The sequence below is a fragment of the Paenibacillus sp. AGC31 genome, from assembly GCF_057334655.1.
The window spans coordinates 506,433-532,065 of sequence record NZ_JBHFJH010000027.1 but is presented as its reverse complement, the minus strand read 5'-3'; the positions used below and the strand labels follow the sequence as shown (position 1 = coordinate 532,065).

The 25,633-nt window shown below is 46.0% G+C and carries 24 protein-coding genes; 8 read left to right on the top strand and 16 right to left on the bottom strand.

The window, feature by feature from the left end; translation table 11 throughout:
- Positions 1 to 31 precede the first annotated feature (31 nt).
- Together mtnK and mtnA are read left to right on the top strand one after the other, a co-directional pair.
- Positions 32 to 1,249 carry an S-methyl-5-thioribose kinase gene (mtnK, locus tag ACE04G_RS14505; RefSeq protein WP_221823079.1) on the top strand — a complete coding sequence of 406 codons (1,218 nt, stop codon included), beginning with the start codon at positions 32 to 34 and terminating at the stop codon, positions 1,247 to 1,249.
- A 24-nt stretch (positions 1,250 to 1,273) separates the two neighbouring features.
- Positions 1,274 to 2,347, top strand: a complete 1,074-nt coding sequence (mtnA, locus tag ACE04G_RS14500; RefSeq protein ID WP_036609936.1) for an S-methyl-5-thioribose-1-phosphate isomerase — start codon at positions 1,274 to 1,276, stop codon at positions 2,345 to 2,347.
- A 105-nt stretch (positions 2,348 to 2,452) separates the two neighbouring features.
- Here the strand turns inward: mtnA and ACE04G_RS14495 are convergent, their stop codons facing one another.
- The 3 genes from ACE04G_RS14495 to ACE04G_RS14485 form a co-directional block, all read right to left on the bottom strand.
- Positions 2,453 to 2,755: a YunC family protein gene (locus ACE04G_RS14495; protein WP_017689545.1), complete on the bottom strand. Its 303-nt coding sequence runs from the start codon at positions 2,753 to 2,755 to the stop codon at positions 2,453 to 2,455.
- A 215-nt stretch (positions 2,756 to 2,970) separates the two neighbouring features.
- On the bottom strand, positions 2,971 to 3,576 hold the full coding sequence (locus ACE04G_RS14490) for a hypothetical protein (RefSeq protein WP_221823077.1): 606 nt from the start codon (positions 3,574 to 3,576) through the stop codon (positions 2,971 to 2,973).
- 146 nt (positions 3,577 to 3,722) lie between these two features.
- Complete coding sequence (locus ACE04G_RS14485; protein ID WP_221823074.1) at positions 3,723 to 3,983, bottom strand: hypothetical protein; 261 nt, start codon at positions 3,981 to 3,983, stop codon at positions 3,723 to 3,725.
- Positions 3,984 to 4,445: 462 nt separating this feature from the next.
- Between ACE04G_RS14485 and ACE04G_RS14480 the strand changes: the two genes are divergently transcribed.
- Positions 4,446 to 5,018 carry a hypothetical protein gene (locus tag ACE04G_RS14480; protein WP_091014625.1) on the top strand — a complete coding sequence of 191 codons (573 nt, stop codon included), beginning with the start codon at positions 4,446 to 4,448 and terminating at the stop codon, positions 5,016 to 5,018.
- A 123-nt stretch (positions 5,019 to 5,141) separates the two neighbouring features.
- On the opposite strand, the gene ACE04G_RS14475 is transcribed toward ACE04G_RS14480, so the two are convergent.
- The gene (locus tag ACE04G_RS14475; protein WP_017689551.1) at positions 5,142 to 5,528 is read right to left on the bottom strand and encodes a DUF423 domain-containing protein; all 387 of its coding nucleotides are present in this window, start codon (positions 5,526 to 5,528) and stop codon (positions 5,142 to 5,144) included.
- 467 nt (positions 5,529 to 5,995) lie between these two features.
- Here ACE04G_RS14475 and ACE04G_RS14470 point away from each other — a divergent pair, with 467 nt between their 5' ends.
- Together ACE04G_RS14470 and ACE04G_RS14465 are read left to right on the top strand one after the other, a co-directional pair.
- Positions 5,996 to 6,466, top strand: a complete 471-nt coding sequence (locus ACE04G_RS14470; RefSeq protein ID WP_449004121.1) for a hypothetical protein — start codon at positions 5,996 to 5,998, stop codon at positions 6,464 to 6,466.
- Positions 6,467 to 6,572: 106 nt separating this feature from the next.
- Complete coding sequence (locus ACE04G_RS14465) at positions 6,573 to 7,421, top strand: DegV family protein (protein ID WP_221823070.1); 849 nt, start codon at positions 6,573 to 6,575, stop codon at positions 7,419 to 7,421.
- Between the two features lie 192 nt (positions 7,422 to 7,613).
- Here ACE04G_RS14465 and pdaA read toward each other — a convergent pair whose 3' ends face one another.
- Entirely contained in the window at positions 7,614 to 8,393 is a 780-nt protein-coding gene (gene pdaA, locus ACE04G_RS14460; protein ID WP_076318332.1) for a delta-lactam-biosynthetic de-N-acetylase, read from the bottom strand.
- A 97-nt stretch (positions 8,394 to 8,490) separates the two neighbouring features.
- The gene (locus ACE04G_RS14455) at positions 8,491 to 8,901 is read right to left on the bottom strand and encodes a hypothetical protein (RefSeq protein ID WP_091032651.1); all 411 of its coding nucleotides are present in this window, start codon (positions 8,899 to 8,901) and stop codon (positions 8,491 to 8,493) included.
- Between the two features lie 207 nt (positions 8,902 to 9,108).
- On the opposite strand from ACE04G_RS14455, the gene cysC reads away from it, so the two are divergent.
- Positions 9,109 to 9,747 carry an adenylyl-sulfate kinase gene (gene cysC, locus ACE04G_RS14450; RefSeq protein WP_221823054.1) on the top strand — a complete coding sequence of 213 codons (639 nt, stop codon included), beginning with the start codon at positions 9,109 to 9,111 and terminating at the stop codon, positions 9,745 to 9,747.
- A gap of 167 nt (positions 9,748 to 9,914) precedes the next feature.
- On the opposite strand, the gene ACE04G_RS14445 is transcribed toward cysC, so the two are convergent.
- The 9 genes from ACE04G_RS14445 to ACE04G_RS14405 form a co-directional block, all read right to left on the bottom strand.
- Positions 9,915 to 11,732 carry an ABC transporter ATP-binding protein gene (locus tag ACE04G_RS14445; RefSeq protein WP_449004279.1) on the bottom strand — a complete coding sequence of 606 codons (1,818 nt, stop codon included), beginning with the start codon at positions 11,730 to 11,732 and terminating at the stop codon, positions 9,915 to 9,917.
- A complete protein-coding gene (locus ACE04G_RS14440) occupies positions 11,732 to 12,865 on the bottom strand; it encodes a nucleotidyltransferase domain-containing protein (protein ID WP_237176441.1) in 1,134 nt (377 codons plus the stop codon). The genes ACE04G_RS14445 and ACE04G_RS14440 overlap by 1 nt, the downstream gene beginning before the upstream one ends.
- Positions 12,866 to 12,917: 52 nt before the next feature.
- Positions 12,918 to 13,400: a lasso peptide biosynthesis B2 protein gene (locus tag ACE04G_RS14435; RefSeq protein ID WP_449004280.1), complete on the bottom strand. Its 483-nt coding sequence runs from the start codon at positions 13,398 to 13,400 to the stop codon at positions 12,918 to 12,920.
- Positions 13,401 to 13,404: 4 nt separating this feature from the next.
- Positions 13,405 to 13,704: a lasso peptide biosynthesis PqqD family chaperone gene (locus ACE04G_RS14430; protein WP_017689560.1), complete on the bottom strand. Its 300-nt coding sequence runs from the start codon at positions 13,702 to 13,704 to the stop codon at positions 13,405 to 13,407.
- A complete protein-coding gene (locus tag ACE04G_RS14425) occupies positions 13,701 to 14,648 on the bottom strand; it encodes a phosphoenolpyruvate carboxykinase (ATP) (protein ID WP_221823050.1) in 948 nt (315 codons plus the stop codon). The genes ACE04G_RS14430 and ACE04G_RS14425 overlap by 4 nt, the downstream gene beginning before the upstream one ends.
- A gap of 139 nt (positions 14,649 to 14,787) precedes the next feature.
- Complete coding sequence (locus tag ACE04G_RS14420) at positions 14,788 to 14,925, bottom strand: paeninodin family lasso peptide (RefSeq protein WP_174806426.1); 138 nt, start codon at positions 14,923 to 14,925, stop codon at positions 14,788 to 14,790.
- A gap of 29 nt (positions 14,926 to 14,954) precedes the next feature.
- A complete protein-coding gene (locus tag ACE04G_RS14415; protein ID WP_221823048.1) occupies positions 14,955 to 16,886 on the bottom strand; it encodes an asparagine synthase-related protein in 1,932 nt (643 codons plus the stop codon).
- Positions 16,883 to 18,151 carry a sulfotransferase family protein gene (locus ACE04G_RS14410; protein WP_221823046.1) on the bottom strand — a complete coding sequence of 423 codons (1,269 nt, stop codon included), beginning with the start codon at positions 18,149 to 18,151 and terminating at the stop codon, positions 16,883 to 16,885. Before ACE04G_RS14410 ends, ACE04G_RS14415 begins: the two co-directional genes overlap by 4 nt.
- Positions 18,152 to 18,574: 423 nt before the next feature.
- Positions 18,575 to 19,909, bottom strand: a complete 1,335-nt coding sequence (locus ACE04G_RS14405; RefSeq protein WP_221823044.1) for an MFS transporter — start codon at positions 19,907 to 19,909, stop codon at positions 18,575 to 18,577.
- A gap of 255 nt (positions 19,910 to 20,164) precedes the next feature.
- Between ACE04G_RS14405 and yhbH the strand changes: the two genes are divergently transcribed.
- Together yhbH and ACE04G_RS14395 are read left to right on the top strand one after the other, a co-directional pair.
- Entirely contained in the window at positions 20,165 to 21,334 is a 1,170-nt protein-coding gene (yhbH, locus tag ACE04G_RS14400) for a sporulation protein YhbH (RefSeq protein WP_074094335.1), read from the top strand.
- Positions 21,331 to 22,767, top strand: a complete 1,437-nt coding sequence (locus tag ACE04G_RS14395; RefSeq protein WP_221823042.1) for a SpoVR family protein — start codon at positions 21,331 to 21,333, stop codon at positions 22,765 to 22,767. Before yhbH ends, ACE04G_RS14395 begins: the two co-directional genes overlap by 4 nt.
- A 140-nt stretch (positions 22,768 to 22,907) precedes the next feature.
- Here ACE04G_RS14395 and ACE04G_RS14390 read toward each other — a convergent pair whose 3' ends face one another.
- Entirely contained in the window at positions 22,908 to 25,388 is a 2,481-nt protein-coding gene (locus ACE04G_RS14390; protein WP_221823034.1) for an EAL domain-containing protein, read from the bottom strand.
- Positions 25,389 to 25,633: the final 245 nt, after the last annotated feature.

Here is a 25,633-nt window from a genome sequence, read left to right as displayed (position 1 = left end):
CTGTTTCTTCATATATATGGAGGTGGCACCTTTGTCCCAATATCGCCCGTTTACCCCCCAGGATGCAATTGAACTGGCCAAAACATTACCGGGTCCATTTGCGGCAGATGCGAATCTGGATTGTCACGAGATCGGCGATGGCAATCTGAATTTGGTATTCCACATCACGGATCAGAACTCCGATAAAAGTATCATTATCAAACAGGCGCTTCCTTATGCGAAAGTGGTTGGAGAATCATGGCCGCTCTCTCTGGTACGTGCCCGCATTGAACGTGAGATTCTTCAGGAAGAGTATCGTCTATGTCCAGGGATGGTACCCGAAGTGTATCATTACGATGATGACCTCGCGTTAACGGTTATGGAAGATCTGAGTGATCATGTGATCATGCGTAAAGGCCTGATCGAAGGTGTTTCCTATCCTCTTTTTGCACAGCATATTGGGGAATTCATGGCAAGAACGCTGTTCTTCACATCCGACTTGGGCATGGATCAGCAATTGAAGAAGGAACAACAGGGCAGATTCATTAATCCGGACCAATGCAAAATAACGGAGGATCTGATCTTTGATGAACCCTACCGGATCGCCGAGAAAAATAATTATGATGTTTCCATTGAGGACGAGGCTGAAGCCCTTCGCACAGATGGAGAACTTCACCTTGAAGTGGCCTTGCTGCGGGAAAAATTCCTGACACATGGGCAGGCATTGCTTCATGGAGATCTGCACACAGGCAGTATTTTTGTTACACCTGAAACAACCAAGGTCATCGATCCCGAATTTGCATATTACGGCCCCATGGGATTCGATGTTGGTGCAGTCCTTGCGAACCTGCTCTTGAATTACGCATCCCTGCCAGGATGGATTCAGGATGAGACTGCTTTGCGTGAGCGTGAGACGCTTTTGCTGAATATGGTTCGTGATGTATGGACTGAATTCGAATCTCGTTTCCGTGCCCTCTGGGTTAATGACCTCGTTGATCCGATGGCAAAAACGCCAGGGTATCAGGATCTGTATGTGCAACAATTGTTCAGAGATTCGATCGGCTTTGCAGGTGCCAAAATGGTTCGTCGTATCGTGGGACTCGCTCACGTGGCGGATATAGATACGATTCCAAATGCGACTGAACGTGAACATGCTCAGCGTAAAGCGTTGTCGATTGGTAAAGCATTGATCAAGAACAATCGTCGCTTGAATACCATCGGCGAAGTACTGGATATTGTATCCACAGCTGTTACTACTACTAAGGCTTAACATAAGGAACGGAGGGAACCCCCTATGACAACCCCTGAATATCAGCCTCTGTCCTCTCTTATCTGGAAAAAGGACAAGCTTGAGATGCTTGACCAGCGTCTGTTGCCCGAAACGATCCTCATGTTGAAACTGTATACACCCGAGGAAGTATGGGAATCCATCCACTCCATGAAAGTACGCGGTGCTCCGGCGATTGGTATTGCTGCTGCATTTGGTGTTGTATTGGGTGCCAAATCATATGACGGAACAACCGTTCAAGGTTGGTTGGATCACGTAAAATCCATATGTGCTCATCTGGCTACTTCCCGACCAACAGCGGTGAACCTTTTCTGGGCACTGGATCGCATGATGCAAAAAGCAAATGAGGTCGTTGAATCCGGCCTGAGCCTGGATGAGGGCAATGATGCTCTTGAAGTAGAAGCTCTGTTGATTCAGAAGGAAGACGAAGAAGTATGCCGCATGATCGGCGAGAATGCACTGCCTTTGTTCGAAGATGGGATGGGTGTACTCACTCACTGTAACGCAGGCGGACTGGCTACGGCGAAATACGGTACGGCAACTGCTCCAATGTATCTCGCGCAGGAACGTGGCATTCACCTGAAGGTATTTGCAGACGAGACTCGTCCCGTACTTCAGGGCGCACGCCTGACTGCTTTTGAGTTACAGCAAGCCGGCATTGACGTTACACTGCTTTGTGATAATATGGCAGGCATGGTCATGTCCAAAGGTTGGATTCAAGCCGTTATCGTCGGAACGGATCGTGTTGCAGCGAATGGTGACGTAGCTAACAAAATCGGAACATACAGTGTCGCAGTGCTTGCTAAGGCTCACAATATTCCGTTCTATGTAGCCAGCCCATTGTCGACCATTGACTTGTCCACTCCATCCGGGGACCTGATTCCAATTGAGGAACGTGCTGCGGAGGAAGTGACCGAAGGATTTGGCAAACGTACAGCACCGCAAGGTGTTAAAGTATACAATCCAGCATTTGACGTAACGCCTAACGAATATGTAACAGCTATTATCACGGAAAAAGGCGTTGTTCGCGCACCTTTCCAAGAAAATCTGGCTGCCTTGTTCGCGAAGGAAGAAGCTTAATTTAATGAGAAGCGTTCGTGTATAGCTTTGCTAGTTACGATATGTCGGCTCTGTAATGCAACGCTAAAGAAGGGCTTCCCACATGGGGAGCCCTTTTGTTAGTGCTTAGATCATTTTCAACAAAGCCTCTACACCCGTCATGCCAACCGTAATGCCCATGGCCTCGGCTTCTGTTGTCACCGACTCCATAGGTGCATGCAACAATTGCTCCAGTGTACGCACACCAACCGCCCGAGCCGCAATAATTTTGCGATCCCCGAGCTTCTCATTAAGTAATCCCACGTCGAGTGCTCCGCACATGATATATCCTTTGGATGTGTTAATGGTCAACAACGTTGTTTTGGGCAGCTTGACTTCTACCCCTACCAATACATGCTCTCCAACTACAATGGGCTCCATCGTCACCATAATTCCCCAATCCACCTCCTCTTCCACAGGTCACGATAATTGTATGCCTCATTCTGGATTGTCGTGTGGACACCTGCCGTGTTTGAGAAAATGTGGGTACTTACAGTTCAAATATATTGTTGGTAATTCTTTTTCGCAGACTTAGATAGTAGAACTGAGCTTTCAATGAAATATAAAAAGCCACCTCAGAAATGAGGTAGCTCTCATAATAATCGTTAATATTTTTGAGCGTCTATAAGTTCATCAAGGTCATACTTCAAATTATAATCAGTGTATATCACTCTAAGCCTTACAGCATCAGTAACCCTAGCCAACATCAAACTAATACTGGTTTTTTTCTTGTCAATTACCCAATTACATTCCAAAGCAACCGCACCCGAGAGTAGATTTTTTTCTATGTCATCGTCATAATGAACTCGCTTTCCATTTGGAGTTAAACCATCTTGGAAGTTAATTGAAGCATCATATTCGTCAAAGAGGTCACGTTTTATACTGAAGTATTTATAAACTCTGTCCATAGTCGTTTTCTTAAAATCATTAGGATAAATCTCGTATACTGCACGTACTAATTTGTTTTTGTAGAATATGTATACTAGTTTTGCGTTGACTCTGAATCCCGTTGTTTTGTACTCCAATAACGAGATATCCTTTATTTTTGATTGATCTAGCAATTTAGATTTTTCTTTCTTTTTAACCTGACTAACTGTCATACCCCAATTTACGTTCTTAAAATCATACTTAGTAGCTGCTGTTGCTGGTTCATATGTAGTTGAAACGACAAACAATAATAAAACTAAAAACGATAAAACCAACTTCTTCATATGTAGACCTCATCTCCTAAATTATGGAATGATTATACCATGCCAAAAGGAGCGGGTCTATGGGATTCGATAGAAGGGATTAGAACGCAGGGAATAAACACCAATAAAAGCCCCCCTCACCCAAGGTGAGTTGAATTGGGCCTACTTTAAAACGTATGCTCATCATTCTTTAATCGCCTTATCTCCGTTAACTCTCTTCTAATTCCCAGTACACGTCTATGAAGTACACTTCGATCTATTGATTCAGCTACCGACTTTTTGAACTGGACATCCAATTCACTTAATGGCTCCTGAGCTAGTTTCTTTTTATGTATTGGTTTAACTTCAACTTTTGTAGTTTCAGGCTTGACAGGCTTCAATCTTTTCTGCTTCATAATCTGTTCAAATACACTGTCCTCTTGATGCATGGTCTTCATTCCTTAATGTGTGATGAGCATATTGTAACATAATAACGAGAAGACGGTTGTTAAACGTCAGAGTACAAACAATTAAAGTGGGCATAAGATGAATGTTGTCTCATACAGTTTATTATTTACGTGTAACAGCACTTTGCGACTCTACTCCAAAATGAGATACGATAAGTTGCTCCGCACATGCCAATACGCGCTCTCCAACAATAATAGACTGCATCGGTCAACAAATTTCCCGATCCACCTCCTGTTCCACAGGTCACGAATGTTGTTTCCTCATTCTGGATTGTCTTGTGGACAACTTCGAAAAGACGTGAATAATAAGGTTTAATTGTGATATTTCCCCATTCTAATCGGCATATTTCTGCGTCTCTAGCACTATGATAATTTCCTTTTTAATGATATAGTGAATTGAAGCGTTTTTTTGAGCTGACATACTTTTTAACGGGGCTGGGATGAATGAAAGAAACCTTATCCAATCAAGAGGACATCGGCTTTTTATTTAATGTCGATATACTTATTAAGAGCCGCTCAAATGCATTGGCACTGCAGTCCCTGTTGGAGTTCATAAACAATGAAGAACAAATTGCGGACTTTCGGATTCAATCCGGCATAGAGCTAGGCAAAATTATTGAAGCGACACTCCAGTCCAAGAAGGACTCTTTCGTCACACTTCACAACGAACGCAAAAAAGCCAACGCAGCACAGAAGGCGTCCACTGCAGCTCAGACACCTGCCTCACCTGCTCCAGTCAAAACACAGAATCAACAAGAAAAACCGGTTAGCGAGAAAAAGCCTGCCACCCAAACATCCAATGTATCCGATGGAAACTCGTTTGACGCGTGGATTGACACACTCATTAAAGAGAATAAACTCACCCGTATTGTTGTCAATAACAAGAACGGTAAACATCAGAGCATTCCTTGCCGTATTCTGAATTTTGATCGAGATACCAGTATTGTGAGCATATACCATGTTGATGAAAAACAGGTGTATACATTCCGAACCAATGAAATCGATGAGTTTCTGTAACTAACTTCATCGGATTAAAACAAAAAGCAACTTGCGTTAGAATGACGGGACATTCTAACGCAAGTTGCTTTTTAGTTCTATGGTTCATGTAGGATTGAACCCTCCGAGATTTGTTTGGACCGATCAAGAGCGATCTTTACCTCGCTGCCATACATCTAATGCCAATAACAACCATCCGGCAATGAAGGCTACCCCACCAATCGGTGTGATGGCACCCAGAATCTTGATGCCAGAAATACTAAGCACATACAAGCTGCCCGAGAACACAATAATTCCGATAAACAACAGACGCGCTGCCCACTTCAGTTTTGTCGATGCTCCAAGTTGACCAGCCGTCAAGCCAATAATGAGCAAGGCCAATGCATGAATCATGTGATATTGTACACCGGTCTCATATGTAGCTATGGCCGCGGGCCCAATCGTATCCTTGAGCATGTGAGCACCAAACGCACCAATCGCCACCGATAGCATGGTCATCACAGCTCCAAGCATCATCCATCTTCGTTGCATATAAGTTCTCTCCCTTAATTTAACTACAATTCACTCCTATTATTGTAGCGAATCCACTCCTCCTTTACCAGTCGGGACGGAGCTTCAAAGATCATATGTCTCTTTATACTTAACAATCCTATCCCTGCCCTATAAATTGTAGGAAACAAGCGTAAATCCTTGATTTTTATCGATATTTATGGAAAAGTAAACAGGTATGTAATCGTTGTATTTTAAGTGCAAGTTCAAAAAGATTGGTTTTCAGTACCAAGAAGATGGGATGAAGCTAGAAATGGAGTAGCGGAGCGTAGGAAACTACGTGAGCAACGGACATTTCGGGTGAATCCCATATTCGATGATGATGATGCCATTAGGCATCTTTCGTAATCAAAAGCGGACTTTTTGAACAACCTTTAAAAGGAGAATCATTACTCATCGACGAGGTTAATAACACTCAGTACGATGATTAAGGGAGGTAAGTCAACATTATGGATAATCGCGATTCCTATAATTCAGGTTATAACAACACGGATCAGAACCCTGGCCAGGCAGATCCATACAATAACAATGGGTATGAAGCATACCCGCCAGATCATGACAGGCAACCGATGGCACCACGGAAACATTCCGGACCTGGAATCGCCAGCTTTGTCATTGGATTGGTTGCAATCTTGGGTTATATCCTGATATTCTTTATTGCCACCATGGCTGTAAACGAGTCCATCGGAGTTCTCACCCCGTTGCAGACAGAAGAGATCGCCTTGCATCCAGCAGTGGTTCTGGCTTCGTTAGCCATCCTGGTCTGCCTGATTCTCAATCTGGCCGGAGGCATCGTCGGAATTATTGGTCTTGTCCTCAAGAATCGAAAGAAAGTTTTTGCCATTATCGGAACCATATTAAATGGGATCATGATTCTGTTATTCGTTGGACTTATCTTGGTAGGCATGACGCTGATGTAACGCTTTGCATCAGCGTCATGTTTCCTTATAATTAAAATGAATGGGTTTACACATAAGTATAATCTATATTTTTTTGCCAAAATCATTGTTTTCAAAGGAGATTGACATGTCACGAATCAAAATTTTTGCGGACAGCACAAGTGATCTGGCTCCAGAATGGATCCAGCAGCACGATATCGGTATCATCCCCTTATATGTCGTGTTCGGTGAAGAATCACTGAAAGACGGTGCTGAGATTAAGCCTGAACAGCTATATGAACGTGTCAGCAAAGATGGGCGTCTTCCCAAAACAGCTGCACCTTCCCCCGCTGACTTCATAACGGCATTTCAACCTTACATAGATCAAGGGGATGAGATTTTATATATCAGCTTATCTTCTGAACTTTCCTCTACCTTTCAAAATGCACGACTAGCGAGTTCCGAGTTCCCGGAAGGTCGAATATCGGTCATTGACTCACAGAATCTCTCATCAGGAATTGCGCTGATGGTGATGAAAGCTGTACATGCTGCTGATAAAGGGCAAAACCTGACTCAGATTACACACCTGATTGAGGCAATGAAATCAAATGTACGCACGGAGTTTGTCATCGATACACTAGAGTATCTGCATAAAGGTGGACGCTGTTCGGGCATGCAGAACCTGATTGGAAGCCTGTTGAAGATTCGTCCTGTCATCCGGGTAACAGATGGCAAGATGGCACCTGCCTATAAAGTGCGCGGCAAACGGGAAAAAGCTCTGGAACAAATGCTGAATAATACGCTCAGCCAGAAGGATCAGATCGATCCAGACCTGCTGATTGTTGTGCACACCATGGCTGAAGAGGATGCGCTTGATTTACAGAAGTCTTTGCAGGAACAAACGGGTGCCCGTGTGGAACTAACCACTGCTGGTTGTGTAGTATGCAGTCACTGCGGCCCAAAAACAATTGGAATCATCTATAACACTGTTTTATAGTATTACACGCTACAGCGTATCGTATTAACCCATCATTTCTTCTAAATCCGTATGTGGTACATCCAATACTTGGACTGGCATACCAATATAACTAAAAAGGGCATTCCGAGCTTAATCGCTCAGGATGCCCTTTAATATTTTGCTAAACTTTGAATGACCTACATTTGGTCCATTGCTCATTATGATAATGGATCAATAACTTTTGGTCCGCAGATCATCCAGACTTTTGAATACGTATCCTTGCTTGCGAGCCTCATCAATAATGGAACCCAGAGCCTCCGTGTTATCTTTGGATACCGAATGAAGCAAAATGACAGCGCCCGGATGGAGTTGTTTCAACACCTGTTGATGAGCATATTGTGCACCACGCTGCACATTGGTATCCCAATCTTTATAAGCAACAGACCAGAACACGTTCACATACCCTTGGGCATGACTCTCTGCAAGCGTACGATTGTTAAAAATCCCCCGCGGTGGCCGTAAAAAGGTCGCTTGTTGACCCGTCAGCCGATTGACCTCTGACTTGACCTTCTCGAGTTCCTCTCTAAGCTTTTCATTGGAGATGCGGGTCATATCCGGATGACTCCATGAATGATTACCGACAATATGACCTTCTGCCGCCATACGTTTGACCAACTCAGGCTGATCTTTCAGATAATGACCTGTCACAAAGAAAGCAGCTGGTACCTTCTTGGTACGCAAAACATCCAGTATGGCAGGTGTGAATCCATTCTCATACCCGTTATCAAACGTGAGATACAATTCCTTCTGTTTTGTATCCCCCAGGAAAATGGCATCGTTATGTTGTAAGATCGATTTAAAGCCTTCCTGATCAATGGAGGGCAGTTGACCGTTTTGACTTTTTTTGAAGCCAAAGTGATACGCTCCGGTAACCGGTGATGCTTCAGTCTGTGCCGGTACCATACTGATGGACAACAGTCCCAACAGTATATATAGAACCATTCGCTTCATTCTATCCGCTCCTGTTCCTGAAAAATTCGGTTAGTCGTTTGCACACACGAATACCTTCAGATAATATGCCACAGGAACGGCTAATGTATGTAAATCATCAACGATCGAAACGTTTATTTTCAGGTTGTGGCGGAGATTGATGGAACAATTCAAGTAAGGTCTGAGGTTTGCCACTGGAAGCAAGCCATTCCCTCACGGTCTGTATGGCACGGGTCTGTCCATCTCCCCGATCACGCCATGTAAGCAACTCGATAACTTTGATAATCAAGGCCGACATATTGTGATTATCCAGTTCAGACCGCTCTGCCCTCAGCTTGTGATACAAAGCCTCCTGCTCCCAATCCAATAGAATCTCATCACCAATGGTTGGCTTCAAAAGTGTATACGCTCTGTCACAACCTTTACAACGAACCGTGCTGACCTGTTCATCTATAAATTCCGCTCGGATATCCTGCTGGCAATCCGGGCATTTGAACCCAACTTGTATGTTTTGTATGTTTTCGTTCATGACATTGTTCCTCCTGCGATGTGAGCATTTTGCATCAATCGATTCAAAATACTCCTTGGATATATGCATAATGCTTATGTATGTACTACATCTATACCCGATATTTTGTCGATTCACGCTTATTTTGAAGAAATCTGTAAGGTGCTATAATCTTGTAAATATGTTAAAATATTATACATATCATGGTAGGGAAAAGGCGGGATACTCATGTCGAAGGAAGAGCGCAATATAACCTGGCAATCATCCAGCATCAACAGACAAGACCGGGAGAAGCATAATGGGCACCGTAGTCGTGCCATATGGTTTACCGGATTATCAGGTGCAGGAAAGTCATCCCTTGCATTTGCCCTGGAGCAAAATCTCTATGAACAAGGCGTAAGCTGTTATGTTCTGGATGGGGATAATGTACGTCATGGACTGAACCGCGATCTTGGTTTTACAGCTGAGGATCGTCAAGAAAATCTGCGCCGAATTGGGGAAGTATCGAAGTTAATGGTGGATGCCGGGTTGTTTGTACTTTCGGCCTTTATCTCTCCTCATGAACAGGATCGGGAGATGGTTAGACAATTATTCGAACCGGATGATTTCATTGAAATCTATGTGCGTTGTTCAATTGAAGAATGTGAGCGTCGTGATCCCAAGGGTCTATACAAAAAAGCCCGCAACGGTGACATCCCGCATTTTACAGGCATTTCCGCCCCCTATGATGTACCCAAATCACCTTCAGTCATCATCGATACGGAACAATCGTCCATTGAGGAAGCTGTACAAGAGATCATACAGCATTTGGAGCAGATCGGTGCTCTACAGCTGCCGCTTCCTACGAAAACAGCCGTTGTTCATTAATCCATGCTCAATATACGAACCACCTACATAAAGGGCGCGCCCATCGTGGCGCGCCTCTTTACGTGTGTCGTGCCTGATTATTCAATAAATATATGAATGAACAGAAGCAGATACATATGTCCCATACTCGGCTTTTAATTTTGGAATGGATTCTGCTATCTACCCTCTTACTGTCCCACAACACCCGCCTGCATGTTCAAAAGCTTGCTGAACGTCCCTACCGGATCAGTAGATAACTGTTGATATCCACCCTCTTGAATCACCCGACCTTCATCCAGCACAATTACACGATCTGCCGTCCGAATCGTGGACAATCGGTGTGCAATCACGATAATGGTCACATGTCCTTTTAACCGTTCTAACGCCTCATGAATGTACTGTTCATTTTCACTGTCCAGCGCACTTGTTGCTTCATCCAGCACCAATACAGAAGGATTACGCAACATGGCCCGGGCAAGCACCAATCGCTGACGCTCCCCCCCGGATAACCGAATACCCCGATCACCAATGATCGTATCCAGACCCTGTGGCAACTTTCTCACAAAAGCCGCAGAAGAGGAAAACTGTAAAGCCTGCCACATCTGTTCTTCACTTGCATTTGGATCAACCAGACGCAGATTCTCACGAATACTCGTATGAAACAGGAATGGGTCCTGGGAGACATATCCGATGGAACTTCGCCAGCTTAATAATCGTTCTTCTGACAGAGGCACACCGTCAATCAGAATACGACCAGTTTCAGGCCTCACAAGGCCCATAATCAGATCTATCAGCGTGCTCTTGCCTGCTCCAGATTTACCTACAATTGCGGTCATACCCCTTGCTGGAATCGAAGCTTGCACATTTCTCAATGAGTAAGCATCACTTCCCTCATAGCGATAGCAGACATCCTCACACGTGATAGATTCCTTCAGTTCCATAGGTTGAATACCATCAGTTCCAACATCTCCTGCCGAAGCAATCTCTGCACTAATCTCACGACTCTTCGCCGTCTGCGCTTGCAGTTCTCTGACTACCCGAAACGCAGGCAGCATGGAGCTGATGTACTCCAGATTGGACTGAATCGCCGTAAATCTTGGCCATAAGCGGGAAAAGATAAGGATGATGAGCAGCAGACTTGCTGGAGGCACCGTCATTACACGGAGAGAAAGATAGATGAATGCCGCAATAATGATTGCCGCGGACATCCGGTGAATCAACTGTGTTCCACTGTTCAATTGACTAAATTGAATGACATTGCGTTCTATCTGTCTGCACATGCGCTCAAACCAGTTCATGTGTGAGCGCTCAAGCATGTTGCTCTTAATATCCTTAATTCCGTTAAAATGCTCGGTAATGCCGTTATAATAACTTTGCGAATATTCAGAGGTCTGGTCTCCGATCTGCTTGGCCCGCTTGACGAATTTTCTCAAGACAAAAAATAATAACAATCCACAGAACAGCACAAGTGCCGTCAACTTGGCGGATAACCAGAAAGCGAGACCGATCTGAATGCCCGTAAAGATCAGAGAGGCTACCATTTGCAGCATAATGCTCGTTCCCTGACTCACACGTGCAAGTTCAGTCGTTAATATATGGTTAAAATCGGATTTTCGTTTTTGGAGAAAAAATGACCATTGCGCCATAATAATGGCACCATAGGTTTCCATGCGCAGCGTGCGTACAAATTGCTGCTGGATTCGCGTATTACGGATCGTCTGGAGACGCTGCATCCAGGCCTGTCCGGAGACAATCAATACAAAGGTGAACAATACGAGTAACAATTGGCTATTTTCAGAAAAACGATTCAATACGTCTCCAAGCCAGGGAATGTTTAAGCCTGTGGAGCCCATCTCAAATATGCCAATCAGACTCAGCATCGGAACAAGCATGTAGATACCGATCCCTTCCATGAGACTGATACAGATCATCCCTAGCAGATTCCAATATAAAATGGGCCCCGTGACATGATGCAACTTTCGCATGAAATATCTTAATTCCGAGATCATACTTTACCCCTTTCCGTCACCGTATACCTTTTAATTCGCCGCCAGAACCAGAGAAACGGACGTAACGGAAAGTACAGAAAAAACAAAGAACGCGGAAGCGGCAATTGATCCACATCCCATGTACTTGGATATAAACGTTCGATAAAGAAAAACCATTTCTGTTTGGTACTTCGAAGTTTAAACAGATATGATTGATAAGACTTCATATCAGCCGGACTTTCCAGCATGTCGTTCATGAACTTTGCGCCTTCATTGGCTAATCGCTTGCCTGTACGGTCACTCAAGGACATTAAGGACCTGTACTCTACATCCAGCGGCGTATTCAGCAGCTCCGAGGCCAGATAAAGAGCCTGTGAACCGATGGATAAACGCCCCTCCGCTTTCAGACGTCTTTCCACTTTCTTCACATCAAGTGGCATGCTGCGGATCATCTGGTCGATATCCAGTAACCAGCGCAGTCTGAACCAGCCGTGTCGTGCACCATGGGTTACGAGATAAGCCCACAGGTCTTCTTGTTCAAGCATACGGACAGGTGTCTGTGTGTATGAACTGAATCGGCTGCGTTTCCACAGCAATTCAAAATCGGTTTCTTTCCCCGAATCCGGGTTGAGACGCCAATGAATCTCTACTTGAGTCTTTTTGACCGGATGGGTATAACAGATATGATGTTCCCGCCATTTCCAGCTGCGCACCGTAGGTGCTCGCTCCCCTTCCTTGGATACGTATCCGAGAGTAGCCAGAATTCCTTCAGCCGCTTCCACATCATCGAACGGAATCAGGATATCCAGGTCTTTGGAGGTTCGCATGGATACATCGCCATAGAGATCATGGGCGAGCGCTGGTCCCTTTAGTGTAATATTGCGGATGCCGCGTTCACGAAAAGCGCCACACACCTGCTCCATCTCAGCTGTCAGATGTAACATGCGGAACGTATTGACCGTGTATTGTTGTCTCAGACTCTCCATAACATCTGCAGGAATGATTGCAGAGTTCAATTCTTTCATTTTCAAATAAAGGACAGAATATAAGCGGTGATGATAGACAAGCCGCAGAAAGAGCTGCCAATCCGTTCCTTGCAAACCTGCCTTGAGTTCTTCAGGGGATAGAGCCGTCAGATCACCTCTAATCATGCTCAAAATCAGCTTAAGCTCCTTCGGAAACCCTGATGAATAGAGTTCACTTTCATGTATCATAGACAATCTCCCCAGATCCCTTCTCCGGACACCGTTTGCCAAACACACCGACAACCGTATATTGGTCCATAGTATCAGCTCCGGTCACGATCAATTTACCACTTCGCAGCCAGGCATGAGCCATCATATGTCCTTGTTTATTCCGCGCTGTCCCCATATATAACGTACTCTCTATCTTGCGTCGCTGAAGCATCTTCATCCCGGCAATCGCCATTACAAGGCAGCGGCTTTCCCATAACGTATATTTGCTGGCGAGCGAAATCGCTTTGGAAATATTCCGTATAGTGATGACCTCGCTGCGATCAAGTCCTGTCATCGGTGTTTCAAGCATGGGTATACCCAGCCCTGGCGCGATTTTGGCAAATGGCATAGCCTTCTGTATGCGTGCCCAACCAAGGAGCATATAAGCCTCCCATACCAGTCGACGCATCGACCGCGGGAGCGCGAGATAAGCCTTTATTTTTCGCAACATCATTCTACACTCCGCGAGTAACGTCGATTAAACCTTCACGGGACAGGTGTTCCAGGAATTGCACCACCTGCTCACGACATACATCTGGCTCAATCTCGTACTCCGCAGCAAGTACCTCAACAACTTCACCCAGCGTGCGTTCTTCTGCGATCAGATCCCAGATTCGTCCACCGGTACTCCCGAGATTATAGTATTTTCCAGAGCTAATGCTCATCATAACTTTCTCACTGCCCATATCACTGACCAGATTGCCTTCCTTCCGGGTTACCCGGTCTTCCACATTCATCGGTGTAGTCGCTGTCATTGTCCTGTATGCACTCCTTTACGTATATGATCTGTGATCCGATCCACCATCTCAAATGCTGTAAACTCAGCACCCGTTCTGACCAATCTGCCAATCTCCACACTTGCTGAAAGTCTTGAAGCCGTCTCGAACAGCCACTGTGCCAGCCCCTGTCTTGCAACAAGTCCACCCCGGAACGTATGGGAGCATAACAGATGCAGTCGTTCTAGCCCCATCACTTCAACCAGTTGAACAGAAGTATGGTTTTCCTCCGGTTGTGGAGCAAGTTCGAATATTCCACCTAGTGGTACGGCCATCTCATGAAAATAGTGCTGAACAGGTATCGCATACTTGGTAATCTCCGCGTGAACCGTTGCATAATCCTGTTCCTTCATACCGAAGCCATCCAGACTGGGCTGCCACAATTTCTGTTGCGGGTAACCAGGTGATACGATAGCCCTTCCCCCAGCATCCCAGGTCAATGCGACAACATCATCGGTGAGAAGCGGATATCCGCGTGATGCCAGTGCGGCCGAGAGTGTTGATTTGCCTGCTCCCGAATGTCCGACAAATGCGTAAGCCCATCCATCAATAACAACTGCACTACCATGCAAAGGAAGAATGCCACGCTGCATCATAATGACCGCCATACAAGTGCCCAGGATGAATAATCTAACCTTTTTCTCATCTGCACCCGATATAGGGGACACGACAATGCGCTTTCCTTGTTCCATTAGAAACAGACCTGTATCTTCGATTTTGAAAAAAAGACTGCCCTCTCGTGCCACAAAGTTGTCGTTGCCTACATTCCAATCCTCCCACAATGGGGTCAGATCTGAAGACTCGATGTGCACATCCACGACATCAAAATCACTCTCCGCATCCTTGGGTGCGATCTGTAGTTCAGGCATTCGAGTTTGGCTCGACCAGCGCAGACCATACGCCACATAATGCACAGGCAACAATGAACGACGCCTCCTTCGTAATTAAATGTAAAAAAAAGCCCTTATATTCATGTTGCTCAATATAAGGGCGGAGGCGAAAAGCTGGATTGGTTCCAATTCCGCCCTTTAAGTATGATGACACGTTTTGGAACTAAACAACTTAGGAAGTTGGATCGTACAGATCCGCATCGTGAACTGTGATCCAGTCAATTTGTCTGTAGCCAGTACCGGCCATCGTTTGATTGACTTCCAACACTTCAAGAGCTGGTGCTTGCCATTCCTTTTTTTCCATTTGCATCGTATTCACCTCCTTTCATGTGCCCTCATTCAGAATTTTCGAATGAACCGATAGACGATCAGACTATGCATCATCAATCGCAGATCTGGATGTGAAGCAAGTTCAGGTCTTGGACTCGGAAAATTGGCCAGAGCAGACTTGATACGCTCCGTGTTTAATATGCCAGCAACCTTGCTATCAGAACACAAGGCACGCAACTCGGCCGTAAAGGCATCCCAATTCGGAATGATGCGATGCAGCCAATCCGCCGGTTGTACCCCCCGTACCCGTTGATTCAGTCTGACCTTGTCAGGCAACTCCGGTGAAGTAGCCCGGCGAATCAATGAACGATCCGTCCCTTGTTTCACATATTGTTCAATCGGAACGGACAGACAGAACCGGATGACTCTGGCATCACTTGTCGGATCACGTTCCCAAGCGCGGTAACGCAGAGAACATTTTGTAGCTACAGCACCGTTTTTGTTCGCAATGGCCAGGTTATTGAATTTCTCGGCACGTACTTTGAGTGCATCAGCCTGGGCACCGCCCTGCAGAACAATAATGGATTTGAGTCTTTCCAGTACACCTGTTCTTTGAGCAAAATCAGGATGGATCAACTGTACAGAAGCGGCCTGGCTTGCTCCTTTGGACTGTGCCTTGAACCATTCTGGATATGCCTTTTTCCCGGTGATCTTGGCTATACGGGAGAAGGGCATACCGGTCCGTTCACTGTACTGCTGCATCTCACGGAACCAGCGATACCAGCGGCCACTTTTCAGCAGACTGGCGTAATAATCCAAAGCCGGGCCCCAGGAGATGGTGAAGTTACCGCGTGCTCCTGTGAGCAGAATACCTGCATCCTGCTGGCTCGCTTTTTCATAGAATCCGCGAATCCAGAATGAATTTTCAAAGTATTTGTAGGGCATTTCCATAATATCGAGCCAGGTGTCTACTTCACTGAGAGGACTTCTGCCTTCAAAATCCAGATAGTTCTCTGTGATATTCCCGACGTGATTAATAGTCGAACGTATAAATGGTCTCTCGTCAGCAAGCAACGTTTTCGACGTGTAATCCGTGAAATCCGGCACGGGAACATAGCTATAAGCATGCAGCCGTTTGCCCTGACTTCTCAGTGTTCCAGAAGCAAAACCAACCACGGCTCCCGAGTCCAGTCCGCCACTTAAAGCAGCAGCTACCTGCCTGTGAGTTCGCAATCGCGATCCAACCGCCTGCCCAAAGACCTCCCGAAACGCTTCTACATACTCACCATCGGATTTCAGCCTTAGGGGTTCGACTTCATTCCAGCGATGATATTGCTTCAGCTCCAGTCTCCCATCCCGGAAAACAAGTGTATGTGCAGAAGGCAGTTGGCTTATTCCCCGATATACGGTTGAATTGATATCTGCTGAATCATGCATGTCAGGAATGGCAAGGAATTCGGACAACCAGGTCTCATCCAGTTCTTTATGTACCCCTTCAAGCCCAAGCAACGGATTCATGAGTGTGCAGAAAGCAAAACGTGAGCCATCATGTCGGTAATAAAAAGCTCTCATGCCTGTAATGTCTCTCGCTGCATACAGTTTTCGATTCCGCTCATCCCATATCGCGAATACAAAATCCCCCAGCAATCGGACAGCTACATCTTCCCCCCAGCGCTGATAGGCACGCAAGATCAATTCACTATCCGATAACATCGCCAGCTCAGCTCTGGATATCTGTAATTGATCTGCCAGTTGTTCCCGGTTATCCAGAATGGCATCTGCCGTGATGGTCAGACCACTTTCCTCATCATATAGAGGCAACTTCTCGCTAACCGCTTCCGGTGTAATCCATTGGGCGTGACAGCTAAGGAACGCCTCATTGCCTTTCCACACCCCTGTTGTATCCGCAGGGACATGCCCCAGGCTTGCGTAAAGACGCCAGCTGTCTTCCCATAGCGCCTGCTGACCATCGTTGTGTACAATTCCTGCTATGGCGCTCATGACTTGCCTCCCCGTAGAATCTTGCGCTGTGAAGCCCAAGCGCTGATCTGGTGACCAAATGGTACCCATGATTTGATACGCTGTATTTTGCTTTGAGCAGAAGCCAGCTGGACTTTCAAACGTTCTCGCTCACTGTATCCTCGTTCCAGACGATGATCTGCCGCCCGTAGTGCGGCCTGCAGCTGTCTGATCGTTGCCAGTGCAGCCAGTGTGGGATCTATCTTTTCCGGTTCTTCGAGAGCTGAATCATTCCGATTTTCATGGGAATCATGGACGAGAGAATCAGCTGGCTGCATCCGATAGTGCTGCTGCCAGTCGCAACCGGTCGCTGTAATCAACTGATGCGTAATTCGCTCGATGACCTCTTGATCCGGACTTGCTTCATAACGAACACCCGTCCATTGTTCGGCTTCTGCCAACTGGTCACTGTACCCCATCCGATGGAACAGATCCGCTCCCATCACACGACAATACAGTTCAACTTCATGTGGTTCTAATATGTTTTTCCAGTTGTTAACAGAACCCTGATGTGCCTCTTGATGGGAAGAAAGGAATGGATCACCCACGCCCATACTGTAGAACATGTCAGACTTGGCACTGTCCAGAAACTGTCCATACTGCTCCATACCCTGTTCATATGGAATTCCCAGAAACGCGCATAGTTTTTCAAGTTCTTCCTGGGGATTGGAAACCATTCGTTCATATTGCAATTCATACGCATTGGAATGTGGTTCGGCAAAATAATCATTCAAGCGGAGCATACCCAGTGTGAGATCTACAGATTTCATATTTAATTTGGAGCTCTGCAAACTATGAGTCAGGTCGAATCCTTCACCTGTATGACGGTTTACCTTTTTGAATGATGCTGCTATGGCCAGAGGATTACGCTGGAGATGAATGCGCTTGGACTGTGGGAACAGACGATCCAGCCATTCTAGCATGTAATAATAACGCGGAGATTTATCAACGATGAAGTCTGCTCCGCTCCCTTCCAGGAATCCATTGTAGATCTCAAGAGCAAAACTTCTGCACGCCTTTTCGAAGACATCCTCGGATACCATGGCATTGTAGAACTGACGCATGATGGAGCTGCCACCATAAGCGCGTGAATCGGTTTTTGGCAGATCGACAAGACTCATCAGAAACCACATTTCCTGGGTGGCGAATATACGACTGTGATTTTGCAGCATGACTGTGGATAATGAACTACCACTGCGGGGAACACATAGTAAGAAAACAAGTCCGTTACCTTGAGCGTCGATCAATGGCAGCCTCTCCTCTGTTCAATAAATTAAGCATGCAGCCGGGATAGACCAGACTCTACTTTTGTGTTTGGCAAAACGAATACTACGCAAACTATTAGGTCAGTATTTTGCAACATTCCGTCGGAACCTTACCCGAGAGTGATGCAAATACACATATTCTTTCGACAACTCTCAGATACAATATGTATTTATAGTTTTACTCTATGATACAAAATGTATCATGTCAATCTTTTATTTTCACCTTTTCATAAATTCTTACTCTTTCACTGTATTCTCCTGTCTGTCGTTTAAGCACTTATTCATGATCAACTATGTTCTGATTGCACAAACGCGAATAAGCTCCAGACATGTTCTGTGAGGAACAATGCCTGAAGCCATGCGTAATCCGTTGAGAAGCTTACTATGAAAACCGTTGAACAATCATCAGGTGAACCTTACATTTGAACTCTTCCCAGGAGCTCCGACACTCCTATTTTGCTCTTCTTCCTGATCTGCCAATGCAGCATCCTGCATCCCCTTCTGTACCTTCACAGTTAACAATACAGCAATGCCTGCGATGAAAAAGAAGATCAGCGACAGAATGCCCCAACGCGTGGAACCCGTGATCTGTCCGACATAACCGAACACAAATGGACCGAAGATCGAAGAGAATTTGCCTGTAATATTCACAAAACCAAAATACTCTCCTGTTCTGCCTGCCGGCATCAGATTGCTAAACAGGGAACGCGCTGTGGATTGACTCACACCCTGCACGACTCCAACCAGCCCGGCGAGCACATAGAAGTGGATCGCTTGTGTCATGAAATAACCGAGAATCACAATACATATGTAAACCGATAAGCTAACAATTAATACCTGCTTTGCTCCCCAACGCTGTGCCCATGCTCCCAATAACAATGTACACGGGAACCCGATGAACTGGGTTAACAGTAGCGCGAGCATCAGGTCGGTTGTGCCAATACCTATACTTGTCCCATAGATTGTAGCCATCAGAATGATGGTATTAATGCCGTCATTAAAAAACCAAAAAGCCAACAACATGCGGATTAACTGGGGAAAACGCCGCATCTGACGAAAGGTCTGCCGCAGTCTGCGCACGCCCACCGCAGCATACCCTGTCCACGAGCCGGGCATGTCCGGTGATGCAGGCCGTCTTGGAGCATGACGAAAGATCGGTATCGAGAACAGCAACCACCACAACGAGACGGAGATAAAAGCAAGTCTTGTGCCTGCCAGTGTACTGCTCATCCCGAACCATCCCGGTTGCTGAATCATCAGCAGGTTCACCGCAAGCAGCAATCCTCCTCCAATATAACCATAGGCATATCCTTTGGAGGATATCATGTCTCTTCGTTCAACAGGTACCAGATCCGGCAGCATTGCATCGTAAAAGGTGTTACCACCTGCAAAACCAATCGTAGATATGACCAGCAAAGCGGAAGCAAGTAACCAGTCCCCTTCACCGATTGCGCTGAATCCCAATGTAGCAAGGACGCCTATGATTGCAAATACACGCAGGAAGTCGCCCTTACGTCCTGACAAATCAGCCAGCGTTCCTAGCAACGGTGTTAGCAGAGCTACGCACAACATGCCAATGGAGTGTGTATAAGCCAGGTAGGAGGCGGCGGTATCCTTATCCAGCGTTGCTGCAGCAACCGAAGCATAGAATACGGGCAGGACCGCTGCCAACACCGTTGTCGCGTAAGCCGAATTGGCCCAATCATACATAATCCAAGCCTTGATCGCCTTTTTATTCACATAAATCCTTCCTTTACATGCAACTATTATAATGATTGATGTCTTTCTCCTATTGTAAAGGAAGGATATCACACTTGTTCACTGTTTCTGTAAAAAATGGTGCAGTTCTGTTCTTGCAACTCACCTTACCTCCGAGGTGAACTTGCGTAATTGTATCATTTTATATCCACTCTCATCACATATCGTCCTCGCCCGTGAATATACTTAATTACCGACAGGCCAAACTGTGCCGCGTAATCAATGGGGGGTGCCTACATGTCAAATTCACACCAGCCTTACTCGTTCGTCGTGTCGAAGGAAGATTGGTCGCTTCACCGCAAAGGGTACCAGGACCAGCAGCGCCATCAGCAAAAGGTGAAAGATGTCATCAAGCAGAATCTGCCTGATCTGATTACGGAAGAAAACATCATCATGTCTGATGGAAAACAAATCATCAAGGTACCAATCCGCAGTCTGGATGAGTACCGTTTTGTGTATAACTACCAGAAGCAAAAACATGTCGGTCAAGGAGACGGTGACAGTCAGGTCGGAGACGTCATCGGTCGTGATCCCGCTGCTTCGCAGAAACCCGGCAAAGGCGAAAAAGCTGGCGATCAGCCTGGTCATGATATTGTGGAAGCCGAAGTTAGTATTGAGGAACTGGAAGATATGCTCTTCGCTGAGCTGGAATTACCTGATCTGAAGCAGAAAGACAAGGATCTGATTGAGACACATACGGTAGTTTTCAACGATATTCGCAAAAAAGGTATGCAGTCCAATATTGACAAGAAACGTACCATTCTGGAGAATCTACGTCGCAATGCTACGACTGGCACGCCAGGCATCCATCATATCAGTCCGGATGACCTGCGCTACAAGACATGGGAAGACAAAATCATTCCTCAATCCAATGCCGTTATTATTGCCATGATGGATACATCCGGGTCCATGGGTTCGTTTGAGAAATACTGCGCGCGCAGCTTTTTCTTCTGGATGACCCGTTTTCTACGCCGTCAGTATGAGAAAGTTGAGATTGTTTTCCTCGCCCATCATACGGAAGCCAAGGAAGTAACCGAAGAAGAGTTCTTTACCCGTGGCGAGAGCGGAGGCACCATCTGCTCCTCTGTATATATGAAGGCGCTGGATATTATTGACAGCCGTTATCCACCTTCCAGCTACAACATCTACCCTTTCCACTTCTCTGACGGGGATAATCTGACCTCGGATAACGAACGGTGTGTGAAGCTGATCGGGGAGTTAATGAAACGTAGCAATATGTTTGGATACGGCGAAGTGAATCAATATAACCGCAGTAGCACACTGATGTCGGCTTACCGCCATATCAAGATGGATCAGTTTATGTATTATGTGATCAAAGAAAAAGGCGAAGTGTACAAAGCTTTGCGCAGCTTTTTCCAGAAACGGGAAGGAGGCAGCGTTAGATGACAGATGAGATCCGCGACCTAGAATACGCTATTGCCGAGATTATGGAGATTGCCAATGGTTTTGGTCTGGACTATTACCCCATGCGGTACGAAATCTGCCCATCGGATATTATTTATACATTTGGAGCCTACGGCATGCCGACCAGATTCAGCCACTGGAGCTTTGGCAAAACATTTCATAAGATGAAAATGCAATACGATTTTGGACTCAGCAAAATTTATGAGCTTGTCATCAACTCCAACCCTTGTTATGCCTTCCTGCTGGATGGCAATTCCCTGATTCAGAACAAATTGATCGTAGCCCACGTATTGGCACACTGTGATTTTTTCAAAAACAATGCCCGCTTCTCCAAATCCAACCGTAATATGGTCGAAAGCATGGCTGCTACGGCGGATCGGATCAGCAATTATGAGATGGAGTACGGAACGGAAGCGGTTGAAGCATTTATCGATGCCGTGATCGCAATTCAGGAACATGTAGATCCACAGCTGATTAAACCCCGCCATTTGGACAAACAACGTTACATGGAGATGAAAATGCGGGAGCAGCGCGGTGAGAAAGCACCCAAACCGGAAGGCCGCTATGATGATTTATGGTCGCTTGATGATGTGAAGACCGAAGATACACCAGCCGAAGGCATTCAGGTCCATCACTTTCCGCCTGAACCAGAGAAGGATGTCATGTGGTTTATTCAGGAATTCTCGGAAGTATTGACCGACTGGCAGCGGGATATCATGAGTATGATGCGTGAAGAGATGTTATATTTCTGGCCACAGATGGAAACGAAAATCATGAACGAAGGCTGGGCTTCTTACTGGCATCAACGCATTATCCGTGAACTCGATCTCAACAGTGAGGATACGATTGAATTCGCGAAGCTCAACTCCTCCGTGGTGCAGCCATCCAAACAAAGTCTGAATCCGTATTATCTGGGACTGAAGATTTTCGAGGATATTGAACGACGCTGGGATAACCCAACCCGGGAAGAACAGGATCGTTGGGGCCGTAAACCAGGCCAGGGTCGGGCGAAAATGTTCGAGGTGCGTGAATTCGATTCCGATACCTCCTTTATTCGGAATTACATGACTAAACAATTAACTGAGGACCTCGACCTCTACGTCTTTGAGAAAAAAGGCCCGGACTGGAAAATCACCGACAAGTCCTGGGAAAATATACGGGATCAGCTCGTATTTTCACGTGTCAACGGGGGCTCCCCTTATCTGGTCGTGCAAGATGCCGACTATATGCGGACCGGGGAACTCGTGCTGAAACATCAATATGAAGGCATTGAGTTGGATCTGAAATATATGGAGCGCACCATGCCTTATCTGTATCGCCTCTGGGGGCGTACGGTACATGTAGAGACACGTGTCGAGGATAAACCGATCTGGTTTACGTATGACGGCAAGAAGCACCACCGCAAATTTATGTAAGGTTTTCGATTATCATTATAGGAAACGAAAATATAAATACTCTTATCATGGATCAGTTTAATGTTTAATAAAAAATAAGACATAAAAAAGCGGCAAGTCCCCGACATACACGGGAACTTGCCGCTTGGCATTTCATAAAATTAGGATGGTACCGGCGTTGTACCATTGCCCTGCAAGCGCAGCGGTACAAAAAAGTCATGTTCAACTTCACTTGCCGGCAGAGGACGACTGAAATAATATCCCTGAATCTCACGGCAGTCATTCTGCATCAGAATGTCCAGTTGACCTTTCGTCTCAATACCTTCGGCAATGACTTCCATGTTGAGATTCTGGGCCATCGATATAATGGTCGCTACAATTGCCTGATCGCTATGGCTCTCTGTAATACCCGTCACGAATGAACGATCAATCTTGAGCTTGTGAATCGGGAAATGCTTCAGATAACTGAGTGAACTGTATCCCGTACCGAAATCATCCAGGCTGATTTTTACCCCCAGTGCCGTGAGTTCTTTCAGGATTGCCGTGGACACTGTTGCATCCATCATCATGCTCTCTGTAATCTCCAGCTCCAGATAACGGGCCTCCAGCCCTGTCTCATGTAGGGCATTCTTGACCTGTTCCACTAAGTTGGATTGGTGAAACTGCTGGCTGGACAAGTTAACCGATACCGGAATGAGTGGTCCGCCACTGGCATGCCAGAGTTTCATCTGCCTGCATGCCTCCCGCAGCGTCCAATTGCCAATCTCATAGATCATGCCTGTCTCTTCTGCAAGCGGGATGAATACATTGGGTGCGAGCAGACCTTTGAGTGGATGGTTCCAACGTATAAGAGCCTCCACACCAATCATGCGGCTATCCTCGGTACGAATCTGTGGCTGATAGTACAGGACCAGCTCATCGCGTTCCAAAGCTTTACGAAGATAACCCTCCAGCTCAATGCGTTCATAAAGTTCCGAATCCAGTTGAGCAGTGTAGAATTGGAAACCATTTTTGCCGTTTTTCTTCACTTCATACATGGCGGAGTCCGCATGTTTCAGCAAAGCATCCACGCCAACTCCATGATCCGGGTACATCGCAATTCCAATGCTGGCGGTTACGTAAAAGTCATTCTCCTTCAGTCGATAAGGTAACTGAATGGCTTCAACAATCTGTTTTGCAAGTTCTGCCACTTGTACTTCTGTCGCTTGATCCTGGGTCACAACGAGTGTGAACTCGTCACCACCCATCCGGGCCAGCATGACATTCTCCATAGCCAAGGGATCAGAAGCTTCTATGGCTTTCATGATCCGGTTGCTGACTTCTCTTAGAAATACATCTCCAATGGAATGTCCCAGCGAGTCATTAATCATCTTGAAACGATCTATATCCATCACCATAACGGCAAAAGAATTCCCTTTTTCTTCTGAATCGTGAATCGTACAAGCCAGTACATCATCCAGCTTGCGCCGATTGGGCAACCCCGTCAACGGATCATGCAAAGCTTGGTGACGAATCTTCTCCTGAGCCTGTTTCTCCTCTGTAACGTCTTTGATCAAAATGTGACTTCCCACATGTCTGCCATCAATGACAACAGGAACTACAACAATACTAAGGTCCAGAAGTTCACCCTGTATGTCTCTCATTTTGGCCATGTAGTGCGCCTGCTCCAGCCCATGATCATCCCAATCGATGGAATCAAATTCACTTATCCACTCGATATCGATCTGCTGAGCGATATCATCAATGGAACGATCCATGACCTCTTTTTCAGGATATCCGGTGATTGTTGTTACAGCAGCATTAATACCTTTGACAATCCCTTCCTTGTTCACTGAAATAATGGCATCCGAATGGTTATGATACAAGGCCTGATACCATTGCTCGTTCTCATGAATCCGTTGATCTTTCTGTGACATTCGCTGATTGATAAATATGCCAAACAACGTCAAGCCCAAAGCAATAAATGTGCCCGATGCGATCAAGTAGGCGAGAATGCCTGGCTCAATCTGCATACCTGAACTTACCATCGAGCCATGTGAATGATGGAAATGCGCGGCTGACATCCCGGTATAATGCATGCCAGAGATTCCAATCCCCATTATGAGACCGCTGCCCATCTTGTAAACCCAGGTATGTCTTGATTGATGATAACGGAAGAAAAACATGAGCCACAATGCCGCAAAGGAAGCAAGCGCTGCAATCAGAATGGATAACACCACTCTGCCTGGTTCATACGTAACCGGAGTTGACATCGCTGCCATTCCCACATAATGCATCGAGCTGATCCCCGCTGTCATCAGCACTCCAGCAATCATAAGCTGGCTTATCCTGCCCGATTGTCTACCCGCAATGTTCAAGGCCACCCCTGATGCGACAATAGCAAGTAGAACAGATAAAATAACCTTACCGGTGGAATAGGAGACTTGCGTAGGCAGAACAAAAGCCAGCATACCTACGAAATGCATGGACCAAATTCCCAGCCCCATCGAGACTGCACCGCAGGTAAGCCATACATTCCGCGCCATCCCGCTAGCCTGACTTACACGGCCTGCAAGGTCAAGGGCTGCGTATGAAGCTAACGATGCAATAATATAGGATAAAATAACAAGTTCTAAGTTGTACGTACCATGTAGGTGCTCCACTCACTCTTTCCTTTCGACCGGGAAATGCCTTGTATGTATGCAAAAATGTAAAAAAGAAGCGAGTGCGCTGTCTGGATGACAGGCACTCCCTCCGCATCATTTGACTCGTGACCACAGACTTAGTTGAAGCCGTTGTCATACATTGGAACCCGTTTATTTGAATGTATATAGTCTAAACGTCCCAGCCCTTAAAATCAACACTTATTTCCAGATATACGATGTTGATTAGCTAACTTTTTCATATT